This is a genomic window from Paraburkholderia sp. J12 (assembly GCF_905220215.1).
Lineage (GTDB): Bacteria > Pseudomonadota > Gammaproteobacteria > Burkholderiales > Burkholderiaceae > Paraburkholderia.
The window spans coordinates 1-23,453 of sequence record NZ_CAJMZC010000006.1; the positions used below are offsets into that span (position 1 = coordinate 1).

Sequence of the window (23,453 nt, forward strand, 5' to 3'; positions counted from 1 at the left end):
AAAAGGAGACCGGGGTTTCGGCGTTTACCGGCCCGGAAAACCAGCGACCCGTACCACTGCAGAGAGCCGTCCACAGGGACGGCTCCTGGCCCGCTGACTTCTCTGCCTATCAGACCTGGCACCGCGGGCACTGCCTGCGCGATTATCCAGCCACACTGTTCTCATATCGAAAAACAAGCTCAAGCCGGTTCATCCGCCCGGCCGTACAACCGGCAAACATCGACCCACCAAACAAAAAGCCCGCCACTTTCGTGACGGGCTTTCCTCATTTCAGCCAGACATCAGCCGAAATATAACGGCTTAACGCTCCAGGAACGGCCGCAGCTTGTCGGCACGGCTCGGATGCATGAGCTTGCGCATCGCCTTGCTTTCGATCTGGCGGATACGCTCGCGCGTCACGTCGAACTGCTTGCCCACTTCTTCGAGCGTGTGATCCGACGTCGTGTCGATGCCATAACGCATGCGCAGCACCTTCGCCTCGCGCGGCGAAAGCGCCTTGAGCGCCTCGTCGATCGCAGCGCGCATGTTCGCGTGGATCGCCGCGTCGGCCGGCGAGGCCGAACCGGCGTCTTCGATCATGTCGCCGAGCGTCGCATCGCCGTCGTCGCCCACCGGGCTTTCCAGCGAGACCGGCTGCTTGGCGATCTTGAGGATGCCACGCACCTTCTCTTCGGTCATGCCCATGCGTGCGGCCAGATCGGCCGGATGCGCTTCCACGCCCGTCTGCTGCAGGATCTCGCGCGAGATGCGGTTCAGCTTGTTGATCGTTTCGATCATGTGCACCGGCACGCGGATCGTGCGCGCCTGATCGGCGAGCGCACGCGTCACGGCCTGGCGCACCCACCAGGTGGCGTAGGTCGAGAACTTCCAGCCGCGGCGATATTCGAACTTGTCCACGGCCTTCATGAGGCCGATATTGCCTTCCTGGATCAGGTCGAGGAACTGCATGCCGCGGTTCACGTACTTCTTCGCGATCGAGATCACGAGACGCAGGTTGGCCTTGACCATCTCGCCCTTCGCCTGGCGCATCTTCGCTTCGGCAGCCGTCATGCGGCGGTTGATCGCCTTGATCTGCTGAAGCGAAAGCGATGCAGCCGCTTCGATCTCGGCGAGCTTGCGCTGCTCGGCTTGAATCGCGGGCAGGCTGCGCTCCATCGAGGGACCGTATTTGCTCGACTTCGCCGCCATGCGCGTGGTCCAGTCGAGATCGGTTTCGTGGCCCGGGAACTGCTCGACGAAGGTCTCGCGTGGCATGCCGCAACGGTCCACGACGATGGCCAGCACGTTGCGCTCGATGGCGCGGATCGCCGCGACCTGCGCCTGCAGCAGCGTGCAGAGGCGGTCGATGGTGCGTGCCGTGAAGCGGATCGGCGCGAGCTCGCGCTGGATCTCTTCGCAGATCTTCATTTCGGCGGCCGAGGCGCGCGCTTCCGAGTCGGTCGTGCATGCCATCTGGTCGAAGAGCGTGCGCACGCGCGCGAAGATCGCGAGCGCGTCGGCTTTCAGCTGCTCGAGCAGCGCTTCGTTCGCCTTGCTAGCGTCGCCCGAGTCGCTGTCGTCTTCGTCGCCGTCTTCGCTTTCGTCGGCGTCGTCGGCCTGCGCTTCGACTTCTTCGCTGTCGTCCGCATCGGCCATTTCCGATTCGGCTGCGGCCTCGTCGCTGCCGATGCCGTCGACGAGCTCGTCGATGCGCATTTCTTCGGCCGCGATGCGGTCCGCATCCGCGAGAATGGTCGCGACGATCGACGGGCACGCCGCGATCGCCTGGATCATTTCCTGCAGGCCGTCTTCGATACGCTTCGCGACTTCGATTTCGCCGGCGCGCGTGAGCAGTTCGCTCGAACCCATTTCGCGCATGTACATGCGCACCGGGTCGGTCGTGCGGCCGAATTCCGAATCGACGGTCGAGAGCGCGACTTCGACTTCCTCGTCGGCTTCGTCGTCGCTTTGCGTGTCGGCGCGCGCTTCGTCGTTGAGCAGCAGCGTTTCGGCGTCGGGCGCCTGTTCGTACACCTGCACGCCCATGTCGTTGAACGTGGCGACGATGGTTTCGAGCGCGGCCGTTTGCGCGAAGTTATCGGGCAGATGGTCGTTGATGTCGGCGTGCGTGAGGTAGCCGCGTTCGCGGCCGAGCTTGATCAGCGCCCGCATCTGGTGCTGGCGCTTTTCGAGTTGCGAGCTGGTGTCGAGCTGAGTCGTATCGCCGGTCTTGTCTTTCGATGCGCGGCGGGCAGGGCGGGCAGACGAGGCCAGCACGTCGTCCCGGTCATGGCTTGTCAATACGTTCTCCTTGAAGGGGGCCTGACAAGGGCAAAATGAGTCACGCGCCAGCAGCGTTGCGTCCTGGCGATGACGAAATTGCAGGGGAATGGGCGGGGGCGAATGCCGGTTCCGCCGGGCGAGCGCGACACGCACAGGGCGTGAAGCGGCCTGAATTTTCGTGCAATGCAGAAAGATCGCGTATGGTAGTGCGTTACGCCATGCGAGGCAACCTGAATCGTCGTGTGCAACGCACAGTTTCAGGTTCTCACAGGGTCGGATCGCAATCTCTTCGAAGTCCTTTCTGCACGGTCTACAACCACCAGGCTGCGTTCGACGCCAAAAAGCGCATCGGGTTCGCGGTTTCAATCCTCCGATCAATACGAAGACCGGCTCGTGGCCGATATCCGCTGCGGCAAATTGCCTAACCGTTTCCCCCTCGCTTGTCGCAAAAAAACGCCTTCCGGCACTCAATTACGAATGGCGACCACACGATGAACGCGTTTGCCCGACGACTGGTTGACGGCAGCCGCGTCCAGCGCGAGCGTGGTGCCATTGAGCGCTTGCCTCACAATTGAGGTCTCGAATGCCGAATACAAGCGCCCGGATGCGTCGCGCACGCTTTCGCCCTCCGTCACGCGCCAGCTGAGGAACAGGACGCCGCCGGGCTTCAGGAGTTCGAGGAGCCGCGCACAGGCCGTGCTGACCTGCGCAGGCGGCAGATGCATGACGACGGTTTCGCAGAGCACGTTGTCGAACGCTGCGTTCGCCACGCCCGCGAGTTCGGGCAGCGTGGCCTGCTGGAAGGTGAACTGCGGATAGTGCGCCGAGGCCTGTGCGATCAGGCCCTCAGAGGCGTCGTAGCCCGCGGCTGGAAATCCGTTTGCGTTGAGCCAGGCTACGTCGCGCCCCGAACCGCAGCCGATATCGACCGTCGTGCCGCCTGGCCGAAAATGGCGCGTGAGCAGGGCATAAAGGTCGTCGGGCTGTGGCTGGCTGGCCCATTCGTCGGCGTAGCGTTGTGCTGCGCCTGTATACGTATCTATGGTGGTCCGGTCCATGAGGGGTTCCCTTTCGAGGCGGTCCACAGCATAGTCGATCTGCGTGCTCCGAGGCAGGCGAGCAGCGATGTCAGGCACGCGCAACCGCCTGATAAATACCTCGGATTCCCGCCGACGGGTGCAAGGTAACCGGATTTGGGATCTTGCACCCCCGCATGCCCAATTGCGGCACACAGCGTGGCTCTCCGGCGGCCGCATCGCGCGTTTCCGACAGATTTTCTATGAAGAATCGGCCTTTGCACCGGGCCGTTTTCCCATAACCGGTGACCTTTGCCCGGCGCGCCTGCATCGGGTGGCGACCTGTGGGCGCCTTGCCTCTGCCTGATGGGTGCACGCCGCACATCGCGGCCGGCTACCTCTGACTTTATCGTCCTCTTCCTCTTTCGTGCCGCGCTCCGTGCTTCGTCAGCGCGGTCGTCCGCTCATCTCCTTCAAACCTTCTATCACCACGAGCAATGCGCGGCCGTGCTCTTCCGAGCCGTCCCACGCTTCCACGATCGCGTTGCGCAGCAATTCGTTATAGGCAGCGTCGTGCCGCCCGGGGGGCGGCGCCTTGACGCCATAGAAACTGCATAGCTTATTGAATGACGCGCTCCGGCGCAGCCGGCGTCCGTTCGACAACCGAAGTCGCGAAACAGTAGGCTGACTGACTCCCGAAAGCCTTGCTATTTCGCTAGCGGAGCGGGTATCCGCCGTTAGCCGGTTCAATAGCTCCTGCACGGGAAAATGTCTATCTAGGGCTTCCATGTCATGCATTATACCTATACAGTAACGGTTATTGAATTGACCGGCGAATCGACCGGGCAACTGCATTCCGAGGAAGTCGATGGCACTGAAACACCTACCGCCCACCTTTTGCTGGTCCCGATCCGGATCGGAGACTGGGGAAGATCTCGCTACGCTCATCCTGCGCAAGGAGTGGGAGCGCCGGCTGGGCGGCGGGCGGTTCCTGTGGGGCATCAGCCAGTCGCTCGGCACCAGCGCGCAGGTGGCGGCGCTGCGTACCGGGTCGCTGCTCGCGCTTTTTTCGCCCGCAGCCGGGCGCGCGCGTACGGCGTCGCGCAAGCGCGAGGACGCGCTGGTGTGGAATGCCTGGGTCGATGCGAGTGGGCAGGTCCGGCAGCTGCCCGTGCATGTGTTCGTGGCGAGCCGCGCGACCTGGCCTTCTGGCCGCGAGCGCGATCATCATTACGCGCTGGTTTGCGCGTCGCCCACCGAGCTGAGCATTGGCAGCAGCCTCGGCGTGTGTCCCGAACGGCTGCGCAGCGTGAGCACGGGCAAGGCGCCGTGCGCTTCGCAGGCCACGGTCGTGGTCGATCGCGCGGAGCGGGGCGCGCAAGCCGAGGCAACGGCGGCCAGGTCCTATCCGATCGCACTGGCTGTCGAACTGGAAGCACCGTATTTCGTGCGCCTCACGCAGCCCTCGCTCGTCAAGGCGCGCGATCTCGCCGCGATCCACGAGGCGGCCCGCAACGGCGACTTCGAAGCCTATGCCGACCTCACGAAGCGCCTGCGCAGCCAGCCGGCCGCCCAGGCGGCGCGCGGCGTCACGCGCGATCTCTTCGATTTGCCGCCGGCCGAATCTGCGGCCGCCGCGCGCGCCGCAGGCTCGCGTTCGGGTGTGCACGCGCGCGGGCGCGGTGCCCGCGCCGCCGACTGGACGCAATTAACAATGGAACTCCTCCATGGCGATCATCATCCGTTCACGAGAAGCCGAGGCTGCGCAACGCTTTTTTGAAGCCTCGCGCAACGTCGATCTGGCTTTTCGGGCTGTACGCGGCGAGACCGAATTCGACGTCTCGCCGGTGCCTTATGGCGCGGCGCAATCGCGTCTTGACCACGCGCTCGACGAGCTCGCCCGCGCCGAGGCGCTATTCGATTCGGTGGTCAGCGTGCAGGGCCGTCGGCGTCAACTCAATCATTCGGATACCTGAGCAAGCCGGCCGGCCATGACCCGCGAAGCCGCCAGCGCTGTCGAAGCCGCTCAAACCGGAGTGGGGCCGATGGCGCTGGTCGCGCTGGAGCAGCGGTTCGCGCCGCGCGAGCGGATCGTCACCGACGATCTCGCCGCCGCCTTGCTGCCGCCCACCGCCCGCGCCGCGCTGGCCCGCATGGGGCCGCGCGCGGCAAGCGTGATGGCCGCGTTTGCCGAACGACGCTATCCCGGTCTATGGGGCGGCATGCTCTGCCGCAAGCGCTTTATCGACGAGAAACTGCGCGAGGCGCTGGGAGCGATCGAGGCGCTCGTGAATCTCGGAGCGGGCTTCGATACGCGCGCATATCGCATGCTGCCGGGCACCGGCGTGCGCGCGTGGGAAGTGGATCAAACATCGAATATCGATGCGAAATGGCGGCGTCTGTCACAGCGTCTCGGAACGCTGCCGCCGCAGATCCGGCTCGTGGCCGCCGATCTGGGCCGCGACGCGCTCGATGCCACGCTCGCCGCACACGGCTACGTGCCACAGCTGCGGACGTTCTTCATCTGGGAGGGCGTCACGCAATATCTCGACGAAGCGGGCGTGCGCAAGACACTCGCTTTTCTCGCGACGGCTGCACCGGGCAGCCGCCTTGCCTTCACCTACGTGCGCCGCGATTTCCTGGAAGGTGCGCCGATGGCGGGCCACGCCGTGTATTACCACCGCTTCGTGGAGAAGCGTGGTATCTGGCGTTATGGCATCGATCCGGCGGAACTGCCTGGGTTGCTGGCGTCCTATGGCTGGCGCGTGATCGAAGCGCCCGAGCCGCAGGAGATGGAGCAGCGCTATATCGCGCCCACGGGGCGCACGCTTACGTGCATGCCGATCGAGCGATCGGTCTATGCGGAGCGTATCTGAACACACCTGAACGCGTCTGAAGCCGAGGCGGCGGCGCGCATCCGCCGCCACCACCTCTCCCCCAAGTCCTACTTCACCGTGAACGTATAGTGCCCCTGCGTGCGATGCCCGTCCGCAGCGACGGCGACCCACGCAACCGTATAGACACCCGGCGTCAGCGGCGCGAGACCCACCGACATGTGCTTCTTGTTCGACCCGTCGACTTCGGCCTTGCCGCTCGTGACGGCTTTGCCCTGCGCATCCGTCACGGTGATCGAGCTGAAGGCGGGTTCGATTTCGTCGTCGAAGTCGATGGCCACGTCCTTCTGCGTGGCCGGCACCGTCGCGCCGGCCGAGGGCGCCTGGTGGGTGGGATAGGCGTGCGCGTGCGCGAGCTGGCAGGCGGCGATGAAGAGCGCGGCAACGGTGCCGCGCGCGGCGATAGACAGTTTCATGAGCGGTGTCCTTCGATCAGAAGAGGGGTTTGCCAAGCGAATTCGGGAAGATGTCGTCGAAATACAGGTGAGCGTCGAGCAGCACGCCGACATGATTGCCGGTCAGCCGGTTAACGGGAATCTGCGCCTCCACGCCGAACTGGCCGTAGCGGTTGAGCCAGAGCACGCCCGGGTTGATGGTGCCGGTGGTCTGGCCCGCGCAGGCGCCGGCGGTGCAGGTGCTCATGGGCGCTTCGACCACGAGGTACAGGTTGCTCAACGGCTGCGGCAAGCCGAGGTCCTTCACCTGGTTCTGCAGATACGGAATGCTGTACTGGAGCGTGAGACCCCAGCCGAACGAATCGGGTCCGTTGTCCGAAGTGGCCGTGGTCAGATTCGGGCCGAGCTGCGCGGTAATCGCGAAGGGCCGCAGATAGCCGAGCGCGGCGGGCAGGTCGCCGAAGCCCTTGCCGAAATACACTTCGGGCGTGAAGGTCGAATACGAACTCGCGATGGATTTCGCGCCGGTGCCGCCGATCTCGCTTTCGAGGCCGACCGACGCCATGAATTCGTGCGCTGCGTTCGCGTAGACGAGGTACTTCACGCCGAGCGTCACGTTGTCCCAGCCCTTTGCGGAACCGCCGTTGGGCGCGTTCTGGCTCACATAGTCGCTGGCCACGCTGAAGGCGAGGTTCTTCGTGATGAGCTTGTCCCACTCGTACGAGACGGTGTTGACGTTCATGTTGTCGCCGTTGTCGTCGGGCGACTTGATGTGGCCGAACTGCGTGTCGAATTCGTCGCCCACGCCGGGGTCGTCGACCGTGAGCGTGGCGGGGAAGACGCGGTCGCCGACTACGGCGTGCGCGTGGGCGGTCGTGGTGCCGGCCGCGCAGGCGAGCGCGGTCGAGGCGAGCAGGGCGGCGCGCGCAGGCACGGCACGGCGCCCGAAGAGCGTACGCATGAGTGTGTTCTCCTGATGGGTGTGCCCGCCGTCGCGCGCCAATGCGGCAACGCGCGACGGCGAACCGCCGCTGCGGCCAGTGCCGCGCGGCGTTCGGTTCGTTCGTGAAAAGACCGGATCAGGAGAGAGAGGGCGGGGCGCGCGGCTGCGCGGCGGTGTGGGCAACGAGCGCGCGGACTGCGTGACGCACCGGCGCGGCGCTCGCCCGTGTGACGGCGAGCGCGACGGCAAACGAGAGGGTGGCGCCGGGCAGCACGGGCACGTGCGCGAGCAGGCTGCAATACGGGCAGGCCTGCCAGTGCTGCGCGAGCGAATGATTGCCGCCGTCCTGCGCAGGGTTTGCGGCGCCCGGCTCGACCGTGCAATAGGTGGCGAGCGCGTTCCCCAGCCGGTGATGGGCGGCCAGCGTCTGCGAAACGGTCGGCGCGAGCGTGCTCATCAGGATTGCGAGCAATCCGAGCAGGCTGCCGAGTTTCAATAGACGAATGCGTGCCATGCGGCGCCAACGTGCGCCACGAAGGCGCGGTTCAGGTGCAGGGAGGGCGTGGTGCGTTGCGTACCGGTGCAGCGTGACGCCATCAGGTGCGCCGATTATGCCACGCACGGCTGAAGGCGCCCATGCGCGCGGGCGTATGCCGCGATTCGTCGCACTGGAACGGTAAATGCTTGAATGACCGCCGCCATTATTCAAGGGGAGCCCGGTCATGGCTACGGAACTGGAATTCGCTACCCGTTTTTCGCACGTCAAGCCGCAGGACACGGGATTCGAAGGCGGTGGACTGCGCGACTTCTTCCTCTATCGCGATCTGGGCATCGCGGCGGCGACGCACGGCAAGGTCGTCGCGCAGCTCGTGCGCGCGAACCTCGCGCCCGAGCAGGGCACGGGCTGGCACCGGCACGAAGCCGACTTCCATATCGTCATCATGCTCAAGGGCTGGGCTCGCTTCATGTACGGCGAGCAGGAGACGCTCGTGGAAGCGGGCGACTGCGTGCATCAGGCGCCCGGCATCGCGCACTATCTGTTCGATTACTCGCCGGACATGGAGTATCTGGAGATCGTGAGCCCCGCCGACTTCAAATCGATCGACGTGGAGGCGCCCTGCGCGGTGCCCGCGCCCACGTCGTGGAGCACCGCGGGCGCTTGAGCCCGGACCGGGCCCAACCTCAGGTCTGCGCCGCCTTCGCGATGACGGCGGCGGTCGCGGCCTCTGCGTCCAGCAGGGCGCGCAGGCTCAGTTGCTCGCCGTGCGCCCCGGTCTCGGACGTGGCGGCGAAACGGCGCGCGCGCGGCTCGTGGTTGTGGATCGTCGCGCGCACCATCGGGTAGATCTGCGATTCCCATTTGCGGCCGTTGAAGACGCCATAGTGGCCCACGCCGGTCTGCACGTGATGCGTCTTCATGTAGGGCCGCAGCGCCGAGCAGAGGTCCTGGGCCGCCACCGTCTGGCCCACCGCGCAGATGTCGTCCTTCTCGCCTTCGATCGTGAAGAGCGCCGTGCGGCGGATGGCGTGCGGCTCGACAAGGCGCTCGCCCACCTTCAGCTTGCCGAGCGGCAGCGCGTATTGCTGGAACACCGAGCTCACGGTTTCGAGGTAGAACTCGGCGGTGAGATCCGTGGTGGCGAAATACTCTTCGTAGAACGTACGAATCGAATCGGCCTTCGCCGGGTCGCCTTTCGAGCGTTCGCGATGCATGTCCGCGAACGAGGCCAGGTGCCGCTCCAGATTCATCGACATGAAGGCGGAAAGCTGCACGAAGCCGGGATAAACGCGCCGCTGCGCACCGGCAAAACCGCCGGGCACGACGCCGATGAGATTGCGCTCGAACCACTCTATAGGCTTGCTGTTCGCGAGCTCGTTCACGCGCGTGGGATTCACGCGGCAGTCGATCGGGCCGGCCATGAGCGTCATGCTGGCCGGCTGGGCCGGATCGTTGTCGGCGGCCATCAGCGAAACGGCGGCGAGCGAGGCGACCGTGGGCTGGCAAATGGCGACGAGATGCGCATCCGGCCCGATGCGACGGATGAACGAGATCACGTGCTCGACATATTCGTCGAAGCCGAAGCGGCCCGCGGAAAGCGGCACGTCGCGCGGGTTGTGCCAGTCGGTGATATAGACGTCGTGATCGGCGAGCATTGTGCGCACCGTGCCGCGCAGGAGCGTGGCGAAGTGGCCCGACATGGGCGCGACGATCAGCACGCGCGGCTGCGGCACGGCGCTGTCCTTGCGAAAGTGCAGCAGCGAGCCGAACGGCGTGCGCTTCACGTATTCCTCGTGAACGCTCACGCGCTCGCCGCTCACGGTCACGGTATCGATACCGAACGGCGGCCGCCCGTGCGTGAGCCCCATCATTTCGACGAGTTCCCAGCATGCGTCGAAATAGCGGGCGTCGAAGCCGAAGGGGGCCGTGGACGTGGGCCACGCGGCGAGCATGGCACGGGCGAACGAGGCGCTGGTACGCCAGGGACGCAGGAGATCGGCGAACGCCTGATAGAGCGGGTATGCGAGCAGGTTCATGGAGCGCGGGGTCGGGCGTGGGGCCGCAGCGGCGACACTGAGGCGCAAGCAATACGTGAGCCAGCGCACGGAAGCGCGCCGCGCCGGCGACTGGCACGTTGCTTGCACGAAGGCCTTGCAGATGCGGCGTGGCGCTGTGGCATGCGAACGGGATGCGCCTGGCTTCGCTGGCACAGGACGGCGCGCTACGAGAACGCAACCGGCGCCGTGCCGTAAAGTGGTGCATCGCCTGCCGTTCGCGGTGCGCGGCGCACTTTTGCGACTATTCAGCGGCCATTCAGGCCGGCACCGCCATTCGGAGACGCGCATGAGTCAGACGGAAACGACCTTGACGATCAGCAGCCGGAACTATTCGTCGTGGTCGATGCGGGGCTGGTTGCTGGCGAAGCTCGCGGGCCTTTCCTTCGAGACCGTGGCCGTGCCCGTGGACGATCCCGCGGCGCGCGCCGAACTGCTGCTGCTTTCGCCTTCGATTCTGGTGCCCTGCCTGCAGCACGACGGCATCAAGGTGTGGGACACCCTCGCGATCTGCGAGTATCTGAACGAAATCTGTCCGCAGGCGCATCTTCTGCCCGAAGACCGGAAGGCGCGCGCGCATTGCCGCTCGATCTGCGGCGAGATGCACTCGGGTTTCAGCGCGCTGCGCTCGGCCTTGCCGATGAACCTGCGCGGGCACTTCCCGAACTTTCGCGTGTGGTCGCGCGCGCAGGACGATATCGAGCGCATCGTGAAGATCTGGCGCGAATGTTTCGCGGCATACGGCGGCCCGTGGCTGTTCGGCGAGATCAGTGCCGCCGACGCCATGTACGCGCCCGTCGTCACGCGTCTTCTGACCTACGACGTGAAGATCGATCGCGATATCGCCGACTACTGCATGCGCGTGCTCAAGCAGCCCTTCGTGGCGGAGTGGATCGAGGCGGCGAAGTCGGAGACGGAGGATATCGACGAACTCGACGTGGAGTTTTGAGCGGCGGCGCGCCGCATCCGCTCACATCTGCCGGAACATGCCGGCATACGCGCGGCTCACGGGCAGCACCGTCGCATCGCCGCGCAGGTGAATCTTGAGGTTGCCCATCAGATCGCGCTCCACGCGGTCGATGGCTGCGTACGCAACGATCACGCTGCGATGAACCTGCGTGAACGAATCGGCGTCGAGCCGCGGCAAAAGCTCCTTGAGCGGCGTGCGGATCACGTGCCGCGCGCTGGCGGTGACGACTTCCGTGTACTTGTCGGCGGCCTGAAAATAGAGCACGTCGTCCACGGAAACGAGCCGGGTGGTGTCGCCGGCGCTCACGGTCAGCCAGCGCACCGGCGCCGTCTCGCGCGGTGCCGCTGCGGCAGGGCCCGGTTGCGGCTCGCCCTGTGCCGGCGCTTCGCGCTGAAGGCGGGCAATGCAACGCAGCAGCCGCGCGTCGGTCAAGGGCTTGAGCAGGTAGTCCACCGCGCTGCGATCGAAGGCTTCGACCGCATAGTCGTCGTGCGCCGTCACGAACACGATGCGTGCATGGGGCGCGAGGCCCGCGAGCCTCAGGCCGTCGATGCCGGGCATGCGGATGTCGAGAAACGCGATATCGGGCTTGAGCGCATTGAGCGCCGCCAGCGCGGCCACGCCGTCGCGCGGTTTCGCCACGATCGCGAGTTCGGGCCACAGGCGCGCGAGCCGGCCGGCGAGGTCGGCGGAGAGGTTCGGCTCGTCGTCGGCGATCAGGGCGGTCGGCATATCAGTGAGTGGGAAGCAGCAGGGTGGCGGTGACGCCCTTTGCGGGTGCCGCATTGTCGCTGATATCGAGGCGGCTGCGTTCGCCGTAGAGGCTTCTCAGCCGCGTGCGGACGTTATTGAGCCCGACGCCGCCATGCAGTGCGCCCGTCGTGCCCTGCGCGAGCCCCACGCCGCTGTCCGTCACCCCCAGCGTGAGCATGCCGCCGGACAGCGCGGCGCGCACGCGGATTTCACCGCCTTCGACCGCAGGCTCGATGCCATGGCGAATGGCGTTCTCGACGAGCGGCTGCAGCAGCAGCGGCGAGAACGGCAGATGTCGCACCGCGGGGGGAATCTCGAACGTGTAGCGCAAGCGCTCCTCCAGCCGGATCGAAGCGATCTTCAGCAGCGCCTCGCATAGATCGAGTTCTTCGCCGAGCGTCGAGGTTGCCGCGCGCGTGCGCCCCAGGCTGCCGCGCAGATAGTGGTTGAGACTCGAGAGCATGGCATTCGCGCGGGCCGGGTCGCGCTCGATCAGGCTTTGCACGTTCGCGAGCGTGTTGAAGAGAAAGTGCGGTTCGATCTGCGCCTGCAGCAGTGCGAGCCGGGCAGCGGTTTCGGCCTGGCGCGCGTCGGCGGCCTTGCGGCGTTCGATTTCGAGCGAGGTGCGCATGCGCGAGGTCTGGATCGCCAGCGTAAAGAGCGCGCAGGCCGCCGCCGCGATGATGAACGACGAGCCATAAGCGAGCCACCGCTCGATCCCCGCGGGACCGAAGAGATGCGGGGCGTGTCCCACGGTGGAGGCCGCGATCTCGAAGCCGGCGACCACGCTGAGCGGGGTGACGATCAGCACCTTCGGCAGCACGCCGAGCTTGCGGCGCGCGAGCCTGTCGGCCAGCGTGCTGAAGAACCAGGCACTGAAGCCGATGCCGTTGGCGGACATGAGGTACGGCACGAGGTCCGCATCGGCATGATCGGCCCAGAGGGCAATGCCGATCAGGCAGTTGAAGGTGGCGAGCCCGAGTGCCGTGAGCACCCGGCGTGCGCCGGGCGAAGCGTCTTGCCACATCTGCGCGGCGCGCTGTTCCGCGGTGACGTTGAATGACCGTTGCATCGCATGGCCTCCGGAGTGCGGTGCGTGGGGATTCAAGCATATACCGGCCCCGCGCGGGCCGGAAAGCCTTGCGGGCTTTGCCGCCGTTCGTCGCGCGAGGCGGCGGTTCGTCGCGCCAAAGCGCATTTCGTCGCAAGCCGGTTTTCAACCAGAGCCAAATGGTTAGAGTCGCGTCCACGGTGTTCGCTGCAACCCGCTCGATCCGCCTCAACCCTAACGGAGTGCATCGTGGCTCACTTCTCCCGTTCCTATGTCGTTGTCCTGCTGTGCGTGCTGCTTTATATCGGCGTGAACCGCTGTTTCCCGCGCGAAGTGCGTCCGACGAGGCCGCTGTTGGGCCCCGTGATTTTTCTGGCGACGGGCTTCGGAAGTCTCGGCGCGCTCTTTCCGCATGCGGGCGACGTGGACCTGTTCGTCACGGTGGTCGCGGTGGCGGTGGGCGCGGCGTTCGGCTGGCTGCACGCGCGTCGCTGGGCGTTGCAATACCGTCGTGGGCGGGACGGTCTGCTTGTGCGCCTGCCCGGCGATCCGAGTCTGCTCGCCATGATCGTCGTGACGTTCGCCGCGGAATCCTTCATGCATTACGCCGTCGAATCGGGCCAGCCGTGGGCGGCGACCGGTGCCTTTGCTGCAATGTCGTACGCGTTGTGGGGCGTGCTGGTGGGCATGCCGCTCGGGCGCGGCCTCAATGTGGCGATGCGTTGCGCCCAGTATGCGAACGGACTGCGTGTGGGTTGAAGCGCGAGCGCTGTTCGCGGCGGCGCCGCTGCCTGGGTGGGTCCCTGCGTTCGAGCCGGCGCTGGGATAAGCTGGCGAGCCTGACCACTCTGGAGCAATGCGATGACCGAACCAGCCTGGCATGCTGTCGACGAATGGTTTTGCGAGCGTCTCGTGGGAGCGGACGCGGCGCTCGACGGCGCTCTCGCCGCGAGCGCGAAAGCGGGCCTGAGGGCCATCAACGTCGCGCCCAATCAGGGCAAGTTTCTGTATCTGCTCGCGCGCATTCAGGGCGCGCGGCGCGTGCTCGAAATCGGCACGCTGGGTGGGTATAGCGCGATCTGGCTCGCGCGTGCGCTGCCCGCGGACGGCACGCTCGTCACGCTCGAAGCCGTGGCCGGGAACGCCGCGGTGGCACGCGCGAACCTCGCGGCGGCCGGCGTGAGCGACAAGGTCACGGTGATCGAAGGGCAGGCGCTCGATACGCTCGACCGCCTGCTCGAAGACGGCACGCCGCCGTTCGACTTCGTCTTCATCGACGCGGACAAGAGCAACAACCCGCATTACCTCGAACGCGTGCTGAAGCTTGCGCGGCCAGGCACAGTGATTGTGGCCGACAACGTCGTGCGCGACGGCCGCGTGGCCGACCCGGCGAGCCACGAAGACGACGTGGTGGGTGTGCGGCGCTATGTCGATCGGCTCGCGCACGATGCGCGGCTCGAAAGCACCGCCGTGCAGACGGTGGGCTCGAAAGGGTGGGACGGGTTTGCGATTACGGTGGTGAAGGGTTAGGCGCGAGCTTTCACAGCGGCGGACGATCCAGCGCCACCCAGCGCTGGATCGACGGCCGTTGCCATTGCTGGCGGGCATAGTCCGCGAGACGCTGCGGTACCGGATCGCCGTTCAGCACAAGCCGGTTGAGCATCAGCGCGAGATCGGCGTCGGCAATACTCCACGCTCCGAAAAGATGGCCGCCCTTTGCGGGCACAAGCGCATCGGCTGCGGAGAACAACTTATGCGCGGCGGCTTGAGCCGCATCCGATAACGGCGCTTTGCGGGCGCCGTAGAAAACCACCTCGGTAGAGCGCTCGATCCGGATCGGCAGGAGATCGCTGCGCAGCCACGCCTGAACCTGTCGCGCTCGCGCACGCAGATGCCGGTCCGCGGGATACAGGGGCGTGCCCTCGAACGTTTCTTCGAGGTACTCCGTAATCGCCGAGGACTCGGTGATCTCGAAGCCATCGTGGACCAGTAGCGGCACGCGCTGCGTGAGCGACTTCGCCGCGTACGCCGGTTCCCGGTTTTCCTCTTTGCCCAGATCGACGGCGAGGAGCTCGAACGGCAGCGTCTTTTCATGCAGCGCCACGAAGACCGACATGGCATACGGGCTCGCGAATTGCGCATCGGCGTGAAGCTGGAGGGTGGCGGGATTCAATGCGTTTTCCTTTCTGGCGGGCGGGCAACGGGGTTGTCATTATGAAGCCATGGCATCGCGAGAATGGCATCGTCAAGGGCACCTGCGCCTCGACTTGTCGCCTACCCGACAGAATCCGCGCGCGAATCCCGACATCATGCGTTCACCCCCTCTGGCCATGCGGCTCAACGCCCAGAGATCGCCCACCCACTCGAGCAGGTGACCATGAAGTCATTCGGTGACTACCAGAACGAAATCTACTTCGCCGGCCTCCACGGCGTCCGGCCGGCGCTTCCCGTCGATTTCAGGACGCTTGAGGCGCGCGCGACAGCCGCGCTGCCACCGTCCGTCCTGAGCTACGTCCAAGGCGGCTGCGGCGACGAGTTCACCCAGCGCCGCAATGTCGAAGCCTTCTCCGAGTGGGGCATCGTGCCGCGCATGCTCGTCGACACGCGCGTGCGCGACCTCTCCGTCGATGTCTTCGGCAAGCGCATCGCTGCGCCGTTGATGCTGGCGCCCATCGGCGTGATCGGCGTATGCGCGCAGGACGGCCATGGCGATATCGCCACGGCGAAGGCCGCGGCCGCAGCGGGTGTGCCGATGATCGCCTCCACGCTGATGAACGATCCGCTCGAAACCGTGGCCGAAGCGCTCGGCGGGGGCGATGCCTTCTTCCAGCTCTACACGCCCAAAGATCGCGACCTTGCCGCGAGTTTCGTGCGGCGGGCCGAGGCGGCCGGCTATCGCGGCATCGTCGTGACGCTGGATACCTGGCTCACCGGCTGGCGGCCGCGCGACCTCAACGACAGCAACTTTCCGCAACTGCGCGGCGTGGCGCTCGCCAACTACTTCTCGGATCCGCACTTCCGCGCGAAGCTCAAGGCGCCGCCCGAAGAGGACATCGCCGCGGCCGTGGGCCTGTGGGCGTCCGTCTTCGGCCAGACCGTGACCTGGGAAGACCTGGCGTGGCTGCGCTCGATCACGCGCCTGCCGCTCATCGTCAAGGGCATCCAGCATCCCGACGACGCGAAGCGCGCCATCGACGTCGGCGTCGATGCCGTCTACTGCTCGAATCACGGCGGCCGCCAGGCCAACGGCGGCATCGCTTCGATCGACCTGTTGCCCGACCTCGTAGCTGCGTGCGGCAACGTGCCGGTCTGGTTCGATTCCGGTGTCCGCTCGGGCACCGACGTCGTCAAGGCGCTTGCCATGGGCGCGAGCCTCGTGGGCATCGGCCGGCCGTATGCCTATGGCCTGGCGCTGGGCGGCACGGCCGGCGTCGTCCACGTGGTGCGCTCCATCCTCGCCGAGGCGGACCTCCTGATGGCTGTGGATGGGTTCCCCGATCTCGCGGCCCTGCGCGCTGCGGGGGTGCGCCGCACGCGCCCTCAGTCCCGGTAACGCCCGCGGACGTTACACGAGCAGCTGCCGCGCCAGCACCTCTCGCGCCCGCGCCACTGTCTCCCGTTCGCCGGGATGCGGCGGCGTGAGCGAGAACACGGCTTCCGGCAGGGCCGGCAGCTGATACTTTGCACCGAGCTTCACGAGGCCCTCCGAAACGGCCGAGGCCGAAAGGCAGCCCACGCCCAGCCCGGCCGAGAGCATCGATTGCAGACCGGCCACGCCGGATGCGCTGTGCACGAGCTCATAAGGCACGCTGCTTTTCTCGAGCGACTGCACCGCGGCCTGATGCATCATGCAGTCGTCGGGCAGCAGCACGAGCGGCAGGCGCTCGGGCAGCCGCTCCGCCAACGGGGCGGCCGCGACCCAGTGGATAGGCTCGCGGCGCAGCACCCAGCGCTCGCTGTCGGCCGCGGGCCGGAACGCCCCGCTCGAGAGATTCATCACCACGCCCAGATCGATTTGCCCGCGCGCCTGGGCGAGCCCGATATCCGCGCTCTTCATCGCGCAGATGTGCAGGCTCAGCTGCGGGTAGCACTCGCGCAGGCGCGCGAGCATGCCCGCCACTTCGTTGGTCCGGAAGTATTCGGTGATCGCGACGCGCAGCTCGCCCTTGATGGCTTGCCCGCGCAGCTCGTCGAAAGCGGCTTCGTTGAGCGCCACGAGGCGCCGCGCATGATCGAGCAGACGCGTTCCCGCGGGCGTGGGCTCCACGCCCCGCTTGCTGCGCGCGAAGAGCGGCACGCCCGCGCGTTCCTCGAGCTTGCGCACCTGCTCGCTCACCGTCGACTGCGAAAGATGCAGGAGCGGTGCGGCGGCCGAAAGGCTGCCTGCCTCCGCCACCACCGTGAACGTCCTCAACTGGTCGAATTCGAAACCGCGCATCGTGCCCTCTCATCCATCGAGTAACTCGATGGATGCTACCATCAATTCCCGCTTTTCCGAACCATGCGGCAGCGCCACAATGCCGTATCGAATGGGTCCGGCCGCCTGTGGCCGGGCGCTCATTCCCGCCCTGTTTTCGAGATGACCCTCCATGACCGATAACACGCTTGCCGCCTGCGCCGAGACGGCGGCAGTCCCCTCCGCATCCGCTGGCGAGGCCGCCCGCAGCCATCACGGCTGGGCGCTCGTCGTCCTGCTGGTGGGGGCGATCCTGCCGCCGCTCGACTATTTCATCGTCAACCTCGCACTGCCCGCCATCCGCGACGGACTTGGCGCGCAGGCCACCGAGCTGCAACTGGTGGTTTCGGCCTATGCCTGCGCGAACGCCGTCGTGCAGATCACGGGCGGACGCCTCGGCGACCTGTACGGCCGCAAGCGTGTCTTCATGGTGGGCATGGCCGGCTTCGTCGTCGCTTCGACGCTCTGCGGCCTTGCCGGCAGCGGCAGTGTGCTCGTGGCCGGACGCATCCTCCAGGGCCTCTTCGCCGCGATCCTCGCGCCGCAGGTGCTGGCCACGATCCGCAGCGTGTTCACGCCGCACGAGCAGGTGCGCGTGATGGGGCTGTACGGCTTCGTCTTCGGCCTCGCGGCCGTGATCGGCCAGCTCGGCGGCGGTGCGCTGATCAGCCTGCATCCGTTCGGCCTCGGCTGGCGCGCGATCTTTCTGGTCAATCTGCCGATCGGCATCCTTGCGCTCATCGGCAGCTGGCGCTTCATTCCGGAAAGCCGGCCGCCGCGCGGCCAGCGTATCGATCTGCCCGGCACGCTGCTGCTCTCGCTATTCCTGCTGATGCTCGTCTATCCGCTCACGCGCGGGCGCGAAGCCGGCTGGCCGCTCTGGATGGTCGCGTGCCTCATTGGCGCGCTGCCCATGCTGGGGTTGCTGCTGCGCGTGGAGTGGCGCCAGTTGCTCGCCGGCAACGACCCGCTGCTCGACGTGCGGCTCTTTCGCAACCCGGTCGTCGCGTTGGGCCTCGCGCTGGCGTTCCTGTTCTACACGATGAGCGCGTTTTTCCTGACCTACGGCATTTATCTGCAAGGCGGCCTGCACTGGTCGCCGCTTGCCTCGGGGCTTGCGATCCTGCCGTTCGGGCTCGGGTTTCTTTCGAGCCCGCTCCTGATGCCGCGCCTCGTGCACCGCTTCGGCGGCTATCGCGTGCTGACGCTGGGTTATGTCCTGCTGGCAAGCGGACTCGCGGCAGCCGCCGCGCTCGCCGGAGCCGGCGAACCGGGCGTGGGTTTCTACGTGGGGCTTGCTGCGATCGGCATGGGGCAGGGGCTCGTGCTGCCCTCCGTCGTGCGTATCGTGCTGGCCGAGGTGGAGCCCGCGCGTGCCGGGGTGGCTTCGGGCATGGTCACGGCCACGCTGCAGATTGGCGCCGCCGTGGGCGCGGCAACCCTGGGCGGTGTGTTCTTTTCGACGCTGGGCGCTCATCCCGAGGTCGTCGATTACGTGCACGCGTTCAGGACGACGATGTTCGCGCTCGTGGCGGTGCTGGCGGTGTGCGTGGTGCTTTCGACGGCGCTGGGGCCGCTGCATCGGCGCCTGCACGCGGGGGCGTGACGCCGCATGCTGGCGGTAAAGGTTTCAGCGCGTGGCGATCGTGGCGGCGGCGCCGGCCATCATGACGGCGGCCGAGCGATTCGCCATTCGCACCGCGCGGCGGCTCTTGAGCAGCCCGCGAGCGCGCGAGGCGAGGAACGACCACCCCAGGTCCACGGAGACGAGGACGACGAACATCGTGAGGGTGAGTTGCGCCCAGGCCGCGACACCCACGTGCGAGAGATCGACGATGGTGGGCAGGAGCGAAAGATAGAAGACCATGATCTTCGGATTGCCGAGCGTTACGCCCAGACCCGCCACGAACATGCGCAACGGCGACTGCCCTCTGGGCAGATCGCTGCGCGACAGTTCCGCCGGTGCGAACCACATCTTCCACGCGAGATAGAGCAGGTAGAGGACGCCTGCGAACTTCAGCACGAGGAACACCTTTTCGAAGGTGTGAATGAGCACGGCGAGACCCGCGACCGCGCAACCGAGCCACAGCGCCTCGCCCAGCCACATCGCGGCGAGAAACGGCAGCACGTCGCGCACGCCGTTGGTCAGCACGCGCGCGACGAGCGCGGCGACGCTGGGGCCGGGCGAGCCCGCGGTAACCAGCAGTGCCATGGCGAACAGCAACAGTCCCGATGCGGTCATTCCGGTCTCCTTGACAATGCGGATTCTGCGGTGGTTTCACGAAAAGCAACGAAGCACGAATCTCGATTGTAGCGCCCGCATCGACTTTCACGGTTCGGGAAAAAGGTGCGTGCACATGAAGTCGACGAAGACGCGCAGCTTCGGCGAAAGCTGGCGGCTGGACGGCCAGAGTATCGAGAACTGGCCGGGCGCGATCGTGTGATCGTCGAGCACCGTGACGAGCGCACCGCTTTCCAGCGCGTCGTGCGCGAGGAAGTCCGGCATGAAGCCGATGCCGAAACCCGCGATCACCGCGCCGCGCAGCGCCTCCATGTTGTTGCAGGTCATCGCCGTGCGCAGGTTCGGCGGCTCGCTGCCGTCGCTCATGAGGCTCCACGGCTGCATCTTGCCCGTGGTCGGGAAGCGGTAGCGCACGCATGCGTGCTCGGGGAGCGCGGCCAGCGTGCGCGGCAGGCCGCAGCGTTCTACGTAGCCGGGCGCGGCACAGAGCACGAAGCGAAACGGGCCCAGCCGGCGCGACATCAGGCTCGAATCGGCGAGTGAACCACTGCGGATCACCGCGTCGAAGCCGCCTTCCACCACATCGACAAGCCGGTCGTTGAAGTCGAGATCGAGTTCGATCTCGGGATAGCGCGCGCTGAAGGCCGGCAGCACCGGCAGCAGGAAGCGATAGCCGATCACGGGCAGGCTCACGCGCAACCGCCCGCGCGGTGTCTGGGCGGCCTCCGAAAGCATGGCCTCCGCGTCGCGCAGTTCTTCGAGAATCCGGTGGCAGCGTTCGTGGAAATGCCGCCCCTCGTCGGTCAAGGTCACGCGGCGCGTGGTGCGGTGAAAAAGCCGCACACCCAGCGAGCGTTCGAGCTTCGCGATGGTTTTGCCGACCGCCGAGGCCGAGATGCCGAGCTTGCGCCCGGCCGCGACGAAACTGAGCGCTTCCGCCGTGCGCACGAACGCGACGATGCCATTGAGATTGTCCATGTCTGCCTGCCGTTGCGGATCCGTTGATCGACTGACCGGATCGGGTCCGGTTCATTGCGGAATTCAACTCCGTTATCTGCGGAATTTCACCTTATTTTTCGCCGACTGAATCCGGATTATCGTCTGTCGCTCTGCCTGCTGCACTGCCGTGCGATGTGCAGGCTTTTCACCGGGAGCGACCATGGACACCACGAATTCACCCGATACGGCGAGGCGGCTCGTCGTGCTCGCCGCCGTTTGCATGGCTGCGCTCGCGCTGCCGCTGGCTTTTTCCGGCGGCGCGGTGGCGACGCCTGCAATCGGCCGCGACCTGGGCGGCGGCCCGGTCGCGACGAACTGGATCACTAACGCCTTCATGCTCGCGTTCGGCAGCCTGCTCATGGCGGCGGGCACGCTCGCGGACCGGTTCGGCCGCAAGCGGCTCTTTGCCTGCGGCGTGGCAGGCTTCACGTTGAGTTCGCTGGCGCTTGGTTTCGCGCCGACGATCCTCGCCGTGGATCTGTTGCGCGCGGCGCAGGGCGTTGCGGCCGCGGCGGCGCTGGCGGGCGGTACCGCCGCGCTCGCGCAGGAGTTCGACGGCCACGCCCGCACGCGGGCGTTCAGCGCGCTCGGCACGACGTTCGGGATCGGTCTGGCTTTCGGGCCGGTGCTGGCCGGCTGGCTGATCGCGCACTTCGGCTGGCGCGCGATCTTCGCGACCGGGGCGCTGGCAGGCGCGCTTTCGCTCGCGTTCGGCGTGCCGCGCATGCGCGAGTCGCGCGATCCGCATGCGCGGCGGCTCGACTGGGCCGGCACGGCGACCTTCACCGCGGCGCTCACCGGCTTCACGTGCGGCGTGATCGAGGCGCCCACGCGGGGCTGGACCTCGGCCGTGGTGATCGGGCTGCTCGTGGCCTTCGCCGTGTTCGCGCTGGCGTTCGTCGCGATCGAGCTGCGCGCCGACCGGCCGATGCTGGACCTCTCGCTGTTTCGCTATCCGCGCTTCGTGGGCGTTCAGGTGTTGCCGGTGGCGACCTGCTACTGCTATATCGTGCTGCTCGTCGTGCTGCCGCTGCGCTTCATCGGCGTGGAGGGCTACGACGAGATTCACGCAGGCGGGCTCATGCTAGCGATTTCGGCGCCGATGCTGGTCGTGCCGTTCGTGGCGGCCACGCTGACTCGCTGGCTGTCTGCGGGGGCGATCTCGGGGATCGGGCTCGTGATCGCGGCGGCGGGGTTGTACGCGTTGGGCGGCGCGTTGCGTGCCGGCGCCGGAGCGGCGGCGGTCGGGCCGATGCTGGCGATCGGGGTGGGCGCCGGCCTGCCGTGGGGATTGATGGACGGTCTTTCGGTCAGCGTCGTGCCGAAGTCGCGGGCCGGCATGGCAACGGGCATTTTCAGCACGACGCGCGTGGCCGGGGAGGGCGTGGCGCTGGCGGTGGTCAGTGCGCTGCTCGCCGCACTGACGACAGGGCAGTTGCGCGCGCGGCTGCCGCACGCGGAGCCGGCCGCGGTGACCGAAGCCGCCGCGCGGCTCGCGGCCGGCGATCTTGTGCATGCCGCAGCGCGTTTGCCCGACGCCGCGCACGCAACGCTGCAGACCGCCTACTACACGGCGTTCGGTTTTCTGCTCGACGGGCTGGCGGTCGTCACGCTGCTCTGTGCGCTGGCCGCGTTCGCGTTCCTGAGCCGCGTGCGCGTGCAGGATGAATCTGCCGACCGGGAAGCGCACACACCCGTGCGGGCATCCGCGCAATGAAGTTGCAAATTGAAACCAATGTTGCTATAACCCATTCTGGTTTCAATATGAAACTACATGACGGAAGCAGTTGCCATTCCCTCTCAGCAAAGGAGGCGCTTCATGAACCGATCCATCGATACGTTCGACGGAACGTACCCGTACGCTCCGCACTACATCGACGCTCCCGGCTTTCGCATGCACTACGTGGACGAGGGGCCGCCAGAAGGCACGGTCGTGCTCTGCCTGCACGGCGAGCCCACGTGGGGGTACCTCTTCCGAAGCCTGATTGCGTCGCTGCGCGGCGTGTATCGCGTTGTCGTGCCCGATCATATGGGCTTCGGTCGGAGCGATACGCCGCAGAACCGCAGTTACTGGTTGCAGGACCATATCGACAATCTCGAACGTTTCGTTCTCGCGCTGGATCTGCGCGACATCACGCTGGTGTTGCATGACTTCGGCGGTCCGGTCGGTATGGGGCTCGCGGCACGCCATCCGGAGCGGATCGGGCGCATCGTCAGCGTCAACGGGCCCACGCCGTTCGGACAGGCCTCGGCGTTCGATCGCCTCAGCGCGAATGCAGAGGTCTCCCCATGGTTCCGCTGGATCGTAAAAGCCGAAGCCGCCGGGCGCCTCGATGCGGTGCTGGGCGAGCTTGGCTTCAACATCCTCAGCACGTTGAAGCTCAACGGTTTCGAAAATCACGCGGTGATTACCGATGCCTGGCTGCGTGCCTACGGGTCCCGCTTTGCCACACCGGCGGATTGTGCCGGGGCAATTGGCTGGGCGAGGGGATTCGCCATTGGCGCGCACCGGTTCGAGGTCCCGGACGAAGCCGCCCGGCGCGCGATCGCTGCAAGACCCGCGCTGGCGATCTGGGGCATGGCCGACCGCACGCTGCATTCCGGGCACTTTCTCCCGCTCTTCAGCGAGCTTTTTCCGGATGCGTGGGTGCATCGGTTGCCGGGCGCCGGCCACTACACCTTTGAGGATGCTCCAGAGGCCATCGCGGCGAGTATCACGGCGTTCCTGAGGTACACCTGATCGGGGCGCGCGATCTCGTTCATTCTCCGCAAGGAGACGGAACGTGTGTGACCTATACCGAGCAGATCGTGTTTCTGGACGGCAGGGACGGCACCGCAGACCGGCGCCACAGGACCGGCCTCCAGTTCGAGGCAATCGAAGCGGCGCTCAAATCGGGCGGAGTCTTGCAATGATCCATT

The 23,453-nt window shown here is 66.5% G+C and carries 26 protein-coding genes; 13 read left to right on the forward strand and 13 right to left on the reverse strand.

Annotation, left to right across the window (positions count from 1 at the left end; translation table 11 throughout):
- Positions 1 to 296, forward strand: a 296-nt coding sequence (locus tag U5760_RS15010; protein WP_322012831.1) for a hypothetical protein, incomplete at its 5' end; no start/stop codon positions are given.
- Positions 297 to 300: 4 nt separating this feature from the next.
- Here U5760_RS15010 and rpoD read toward each other — a convergent pair.
- The 3 genes from rpoD to U5760_RS15025 form a co-directional block, all read right to left on the reverse strand.
- The gene (gene rpoD / locus U5760_RS15015; RefSeq protein ID WP_322012832.1) at positions 301 to 2,280 is read right to left on the reverse strand and encodes an RNA polymerase sigma factor RpoD; all 1,980 of its coding nucleotides are present in this window, start codon (positions 2,278 to 2,280) and stop codon (positions 301 to 303) included.
- Positions 2,281 to 2,729: 449 nt separating this feature from the next.
- On the reverse strand, positions 2,730 to 3,320 hold the full coding sequence (locus U5760_RS15020) for a class I SAM-dependent methyltransferase (protein ID WP_322012833.1): 591 nt from the start codon (positions 3,318 to 3,320) through the stop codon (positions 2,730 to 2,732).
- Positions 3,321 to 3,725: 405 nt separating this feature from the next.
- Complete coding sequence (locus tag U5760_RS15025; protein WP_322012834.1) at positions 3,726 to 4,067, reverse strand: XRE family transcriptional regulator; 342 nt, start codon at positions 4,065 to 4,067, stop codon at positions 3,726 to 3,728.
- Between the two features lie 79 nt (positions 4,068 to 4,146).
- Here U5760_RS15025 and U5760_RS15030 point away from each other — a divergent pair, with 79 nt between their 5' ends.
- Genes U5760_RS15030 through U5760_RS15040 form a run of 3 tightly spaced genes read left to right on the forward strand, consistent with a single transcriptional unit; the run spans position 4,147 to position 6,154 of the window.
- A complete protein-coding gene (locus U5760_RS15030) occupies positions 4,147 to 5,058 on the forward strand; it encodes a hypothetical protein (RefSeq protein ID WP_322012835.1) in 912 nt (303 codons plus the stop codon).
- Positions 5,006 to 5,254: a hypothetical protein gene (locus tag U5760_RS15035; RefSeq protein WP_322012836.1), complete on the forward strand. Its 249-nt coding sequence runs from the start codon at positions 5,006 to 5,008 to the stop codon at positions 5,252 to 5,254. Before U5760_RS15030 ends, U5760_RS15035 begins: the two co-directional genes overlap by 53 nt.
- Positions 5,255 to 5,269: 15 nt before the next feature.
- Positions 5,270 to 6,154 (forward strand): SAM-dependent methyltransferase, encoded by an 885-nt coding sequence (locus U5760_RS15040; protein WP_322012837.1) that lies wholly within the window; start codon positions 5,270 to 5,272, stop codon positions 6,152 to 6,154.
- A gap of 68 nt (positions 6,155 to 6,222) precedes the next feature.
- Here the strand turns inward: U5760_RS15040 and U5760_RS15045 are convergent, their stop codons facing one another.
- The 3 genes from U5760_RS15045 to U5760_RS15055 form a co-directional block, all read right to left on the reverse strand.
- Positions 6,223 to 6,588: a copper resistance protein CopC gene (locus tag U5760_RS15045; RefSeq protein WP_322012839.1), complete on the reverse strand. Its 366-nt coding sequence runs from the start codon at positions 6,586 to 6,588 to the stop codon at positions 6,223 to 6,225.
- Positions 6,589 to 6,604: 16 nt separating this feature from the next.
- Positions 6,605 to 7,528 (reverse strand): hypothetical protein, encoded by a 924-nt coding sequence (locus U5760_RS15050; RefSeq protein WP_322012841.1) that lies wholly within the window; start codon positions 7,526 to 7,528, stop codon positions 6,605 to 6,607.
- Between the two features lie 118 nt (positions 7,529 to 7,646).
- The gene (locus U5760_RS15055; RefSeq protein WP_322012843.1) at positions 7,647 to 8,024 is read right to left on the reverse strand and encodes a DUF2946 domain-containing protein; all 378 of its coding nucleotides are present in this window, start codon (positions 8,022 to 8,024) and stop codon (positions 7,647 to 7,649) included.
- Positions 8,025 to 8,232: 208 nt separating this feature from the next.
- Here U5760_RS15055 and U5760_RS15060 point away from each other — a divergent pair, with 208 nt between their 5' ends.
- Positions 8,233 to 8,673, forward strand: coding sequence for a cupin domain-containing protein (locus U5760_RS15060; protein ID WP_322012844.1), 441 nt, complete (start codon positions 8,233 to 8,235; stop codon positions 8,671 to 8,673).
- A 19-nt stretch (positions 8,674 to 8,692) separates the two neighbouring features.
- On the opposite strand, the gene U5760_RS15065 is transcribed toward U5760_RS15060, so the two are convergent.
- A complete protein-coding gene (locus U5760_RS15065; protein ID WP_322012846.1) occupies positions 8,693 to 10,045 on the reverse strand; it encodes a polyhydroxyalkanoate depolymerase in 1,353 nt (450 codons plus the stop codon).
- 307 nt (positions 10,046 to 10,352) lie between these two features.
- Here U5760_RS15065 and U5760_RS15070 point away from each other — a divergent pair, with 307 nt between their 5' ends.
- The gene (locus U5760_RS15070) at positions 10,353 to 11,012 is read left to right on the forward strand and encodes a glutathione S-transferase family protein (protein ID WP_322012847.1); all 660 of its coding nucleotides are present in this window, start codon (positions 10,353 to 10,355) and stop codon (positions 11,010 to 11,012) included.
- Positions 11,013 to 11,033: 21 nt separating this feature from the next.
- Here U5760_RS15070 and U5760_RS15075 read toward each other — a convergent pair whose 3' ends face one another.
- Positions 11,034 to 11,765 (reverse strand): LytTR family DNA-binding domain-containing protein, encoded by a 732-nt coding sequence (locus U5760_RS15075; protein WP_322012849.1) that lies wholly within the window; start codon positions 11,763 to 11,765, stop codon positions 11,034 to 11,036.
- 1 nt (position 11,766) lies between these two features.
- Positions 11,767 to 12,813, reverse strand: coding sequence for a sensor histidine kinase (locus U5760_RS15080; RefSeq protein ID WP_322013242.1), 1,047 nt, complete (start codon positions 12,811 to 12,813; stop codon positions 11,767 to 11,769).
- Between the two features lie 273 nt (positions 12,814 to 13,086).
- On the opposite strand from U5760_RS15080, the gene U5760_RS15085 reads away from it, so the two are divergent.
- Both U5760_RS15085 and U5760_RS15090 read left to right on the forward strand, forming a co-directional pair.
- Positions 13,087 to 13,596 (forward strand): hypothetical protein, encoded by a 510-nt coding sequence (locus tag U5760_RS15085; protein ID WP_322012851.1) that lies wholly within the window; start codon positions 13,087 to 13,089, stop codon positions 13,594 to 13,596.
- A 102-nt stretch (positions 13,597 to 13,698) separates the two neighbouring features.
- Positions 13,699 to 14,367, forward strand: a complete 669-nt coding sequence (locus tag U5760_RS15090) for an O-methyltransferase (protein WP_322012852.1) — start codon at positions 13,699 to 13,701, stop codon at positions 14,365 to 14,367.
- Between the two features lie 10 nt (positions 14,368 to 14,377).
- On the opposite strand, the gene yfcF is transcribed toward U5760_RS15090, so the two are convergent.
- The gene (gene yfcF / locus U5760_RS15095; protein WP_322012853.1) at positions 14,378 to 15,010 is read right to left on the reverse strand and encodes a glutathione transferase; all 633 of its coding nucleotides are present in this window, start codon (positions 15,008 to 15,010) and stop codon (positions 14,378 to 14,380) included.
- A 204-nt stretch (positions 15,011 to 15,214) separates the two neighbouring features.
- Here yfcF and U5760_RS15100 point away from each other — a divergent pair, with 204 nt between their 5' ends.
- Positions 15,215 to 16,390 carry an alpha-hydroxy-acid oxidizing protein gene (locus tag U5760_RS15100; RefSeq protein ID WP_322012854.1) on the forward strand — a complete coding sequence of 392 codons (1,176 nt, stop codon included), beginning with the start codon at positions 15,215 to 15,217 and terminating at the stop codon, positions 16,388 to 16,390.
- A gap of 12 nt (positions 16,391 to 16,402) precedes the next feature.
- On the opposite strand, the gene U5760_RS15105 is transcribed toward U5760_RS15100, so the two are convergent.
- Positions 16,403 to 17,275 carry a LysR family transcriptional regulator gene (locus tag U5760_RS15105; protein ID WP_322012855.1) on the reverse strand — a complete coding sequence of 291 codons (873 nt, stop codon included), beginning with the start codon at positions 17,273 to 17,275 and terminating at the stop codon, positions 16,403 to 16,405.
- Positions 17,276 to 17,426: 151 nt separating this feature from the next.
- Between U5760_RS15105 and U5760_RS15110 the strand changes: the two genes are divergently transcribed.
- Positions 17,427 to 18,899: an MFS transporter gene (locus U5760_RS15110; RefSeq protein WP_322012856.1), complete on the forward strand. Its 1,473-nt coding sequence runs from the start codon at positions 17,427 to 17,429 to the stop codon at positions 18,897 to 18,899.
- A gap of 24 nt (positions 18,900 to 18,923) precedes the next feature.
- Here U5760_RS15110 and U5760_RS15115 read toward each other — a convergent pair whose 3' ends face one another.
- Complete coding sequence (locus U5760_RS15115) at positions 18,924 to 19,535, reverse strand: LysE family translocator (protein ID WP_322012857.1); 612 nt, start codon at positions 19,533 to 19,535, stop codon at positions 18,924 to 18,926.
- An 87-nt stretch (positions 19,536 to 19,622) separates the two neighbouring features.
- Positions 19,623 to 20,513, reverse strand: a complete 891-nt coding sequence (locus U5760_RS15120; RefSeq protein ID WP_322012858.1) for a LysR family transcriptional regulator — start codon at positions 20,511 to 20,513, stop codon at positions 19,623 to 19,625.
- 181 nt (positions 20,514 to 20,694) lie between these two features.
- On the opposite strand from U5760_RS15120, the gene U5760_RS15125 reads away from it, so the two are divergent.
- The 3 genes from U5760_RS15125 to U5760_RS15135 all read left to right on the forward strand — a co-directional run bounded on the left by U5760_RS15125 (position 20,695) and on the right by U5760_RS15135 (position 23,447).
- Positions 20,695 to 22,251 (forward strand): MFS transporter, encoded by a 1,557-nt coding sequence (locus U5760_RS15125; RefSeq protein WP_322012859.1) that lies wholly within the window; start codon positions 20,695 to 20,697, stop codon positions 22,249 to 22,251.
- A 102-nt stretch (positions 22,252 to 22,353) separates the two neighbouring features.
- Positions 22,354 to 23,274, forward strand: a complete 921-nt coding sequence (locus U5760_RS15130; protein ID WP_322013243.1) for an alpha/beta fold hydrolase — start codon at positions 22,354 to 22,356, stop codon at positions 23,272 to 23,274.
- Between the two features lie 47 nt (positions 23,275 to 23,321).
- Positions 23,322 to 23,447, forward strand: coding sequence for a hypothetical protein (locus U5760_RS15135; protein ID WP_322012860.1), 126 nt, complete (start codon positions 23,322 to 23,324; stop codon positions 23,445 to 23,447).
- Positions 23,448 to 23,453 lie beyond the last annotated feature (6 nt).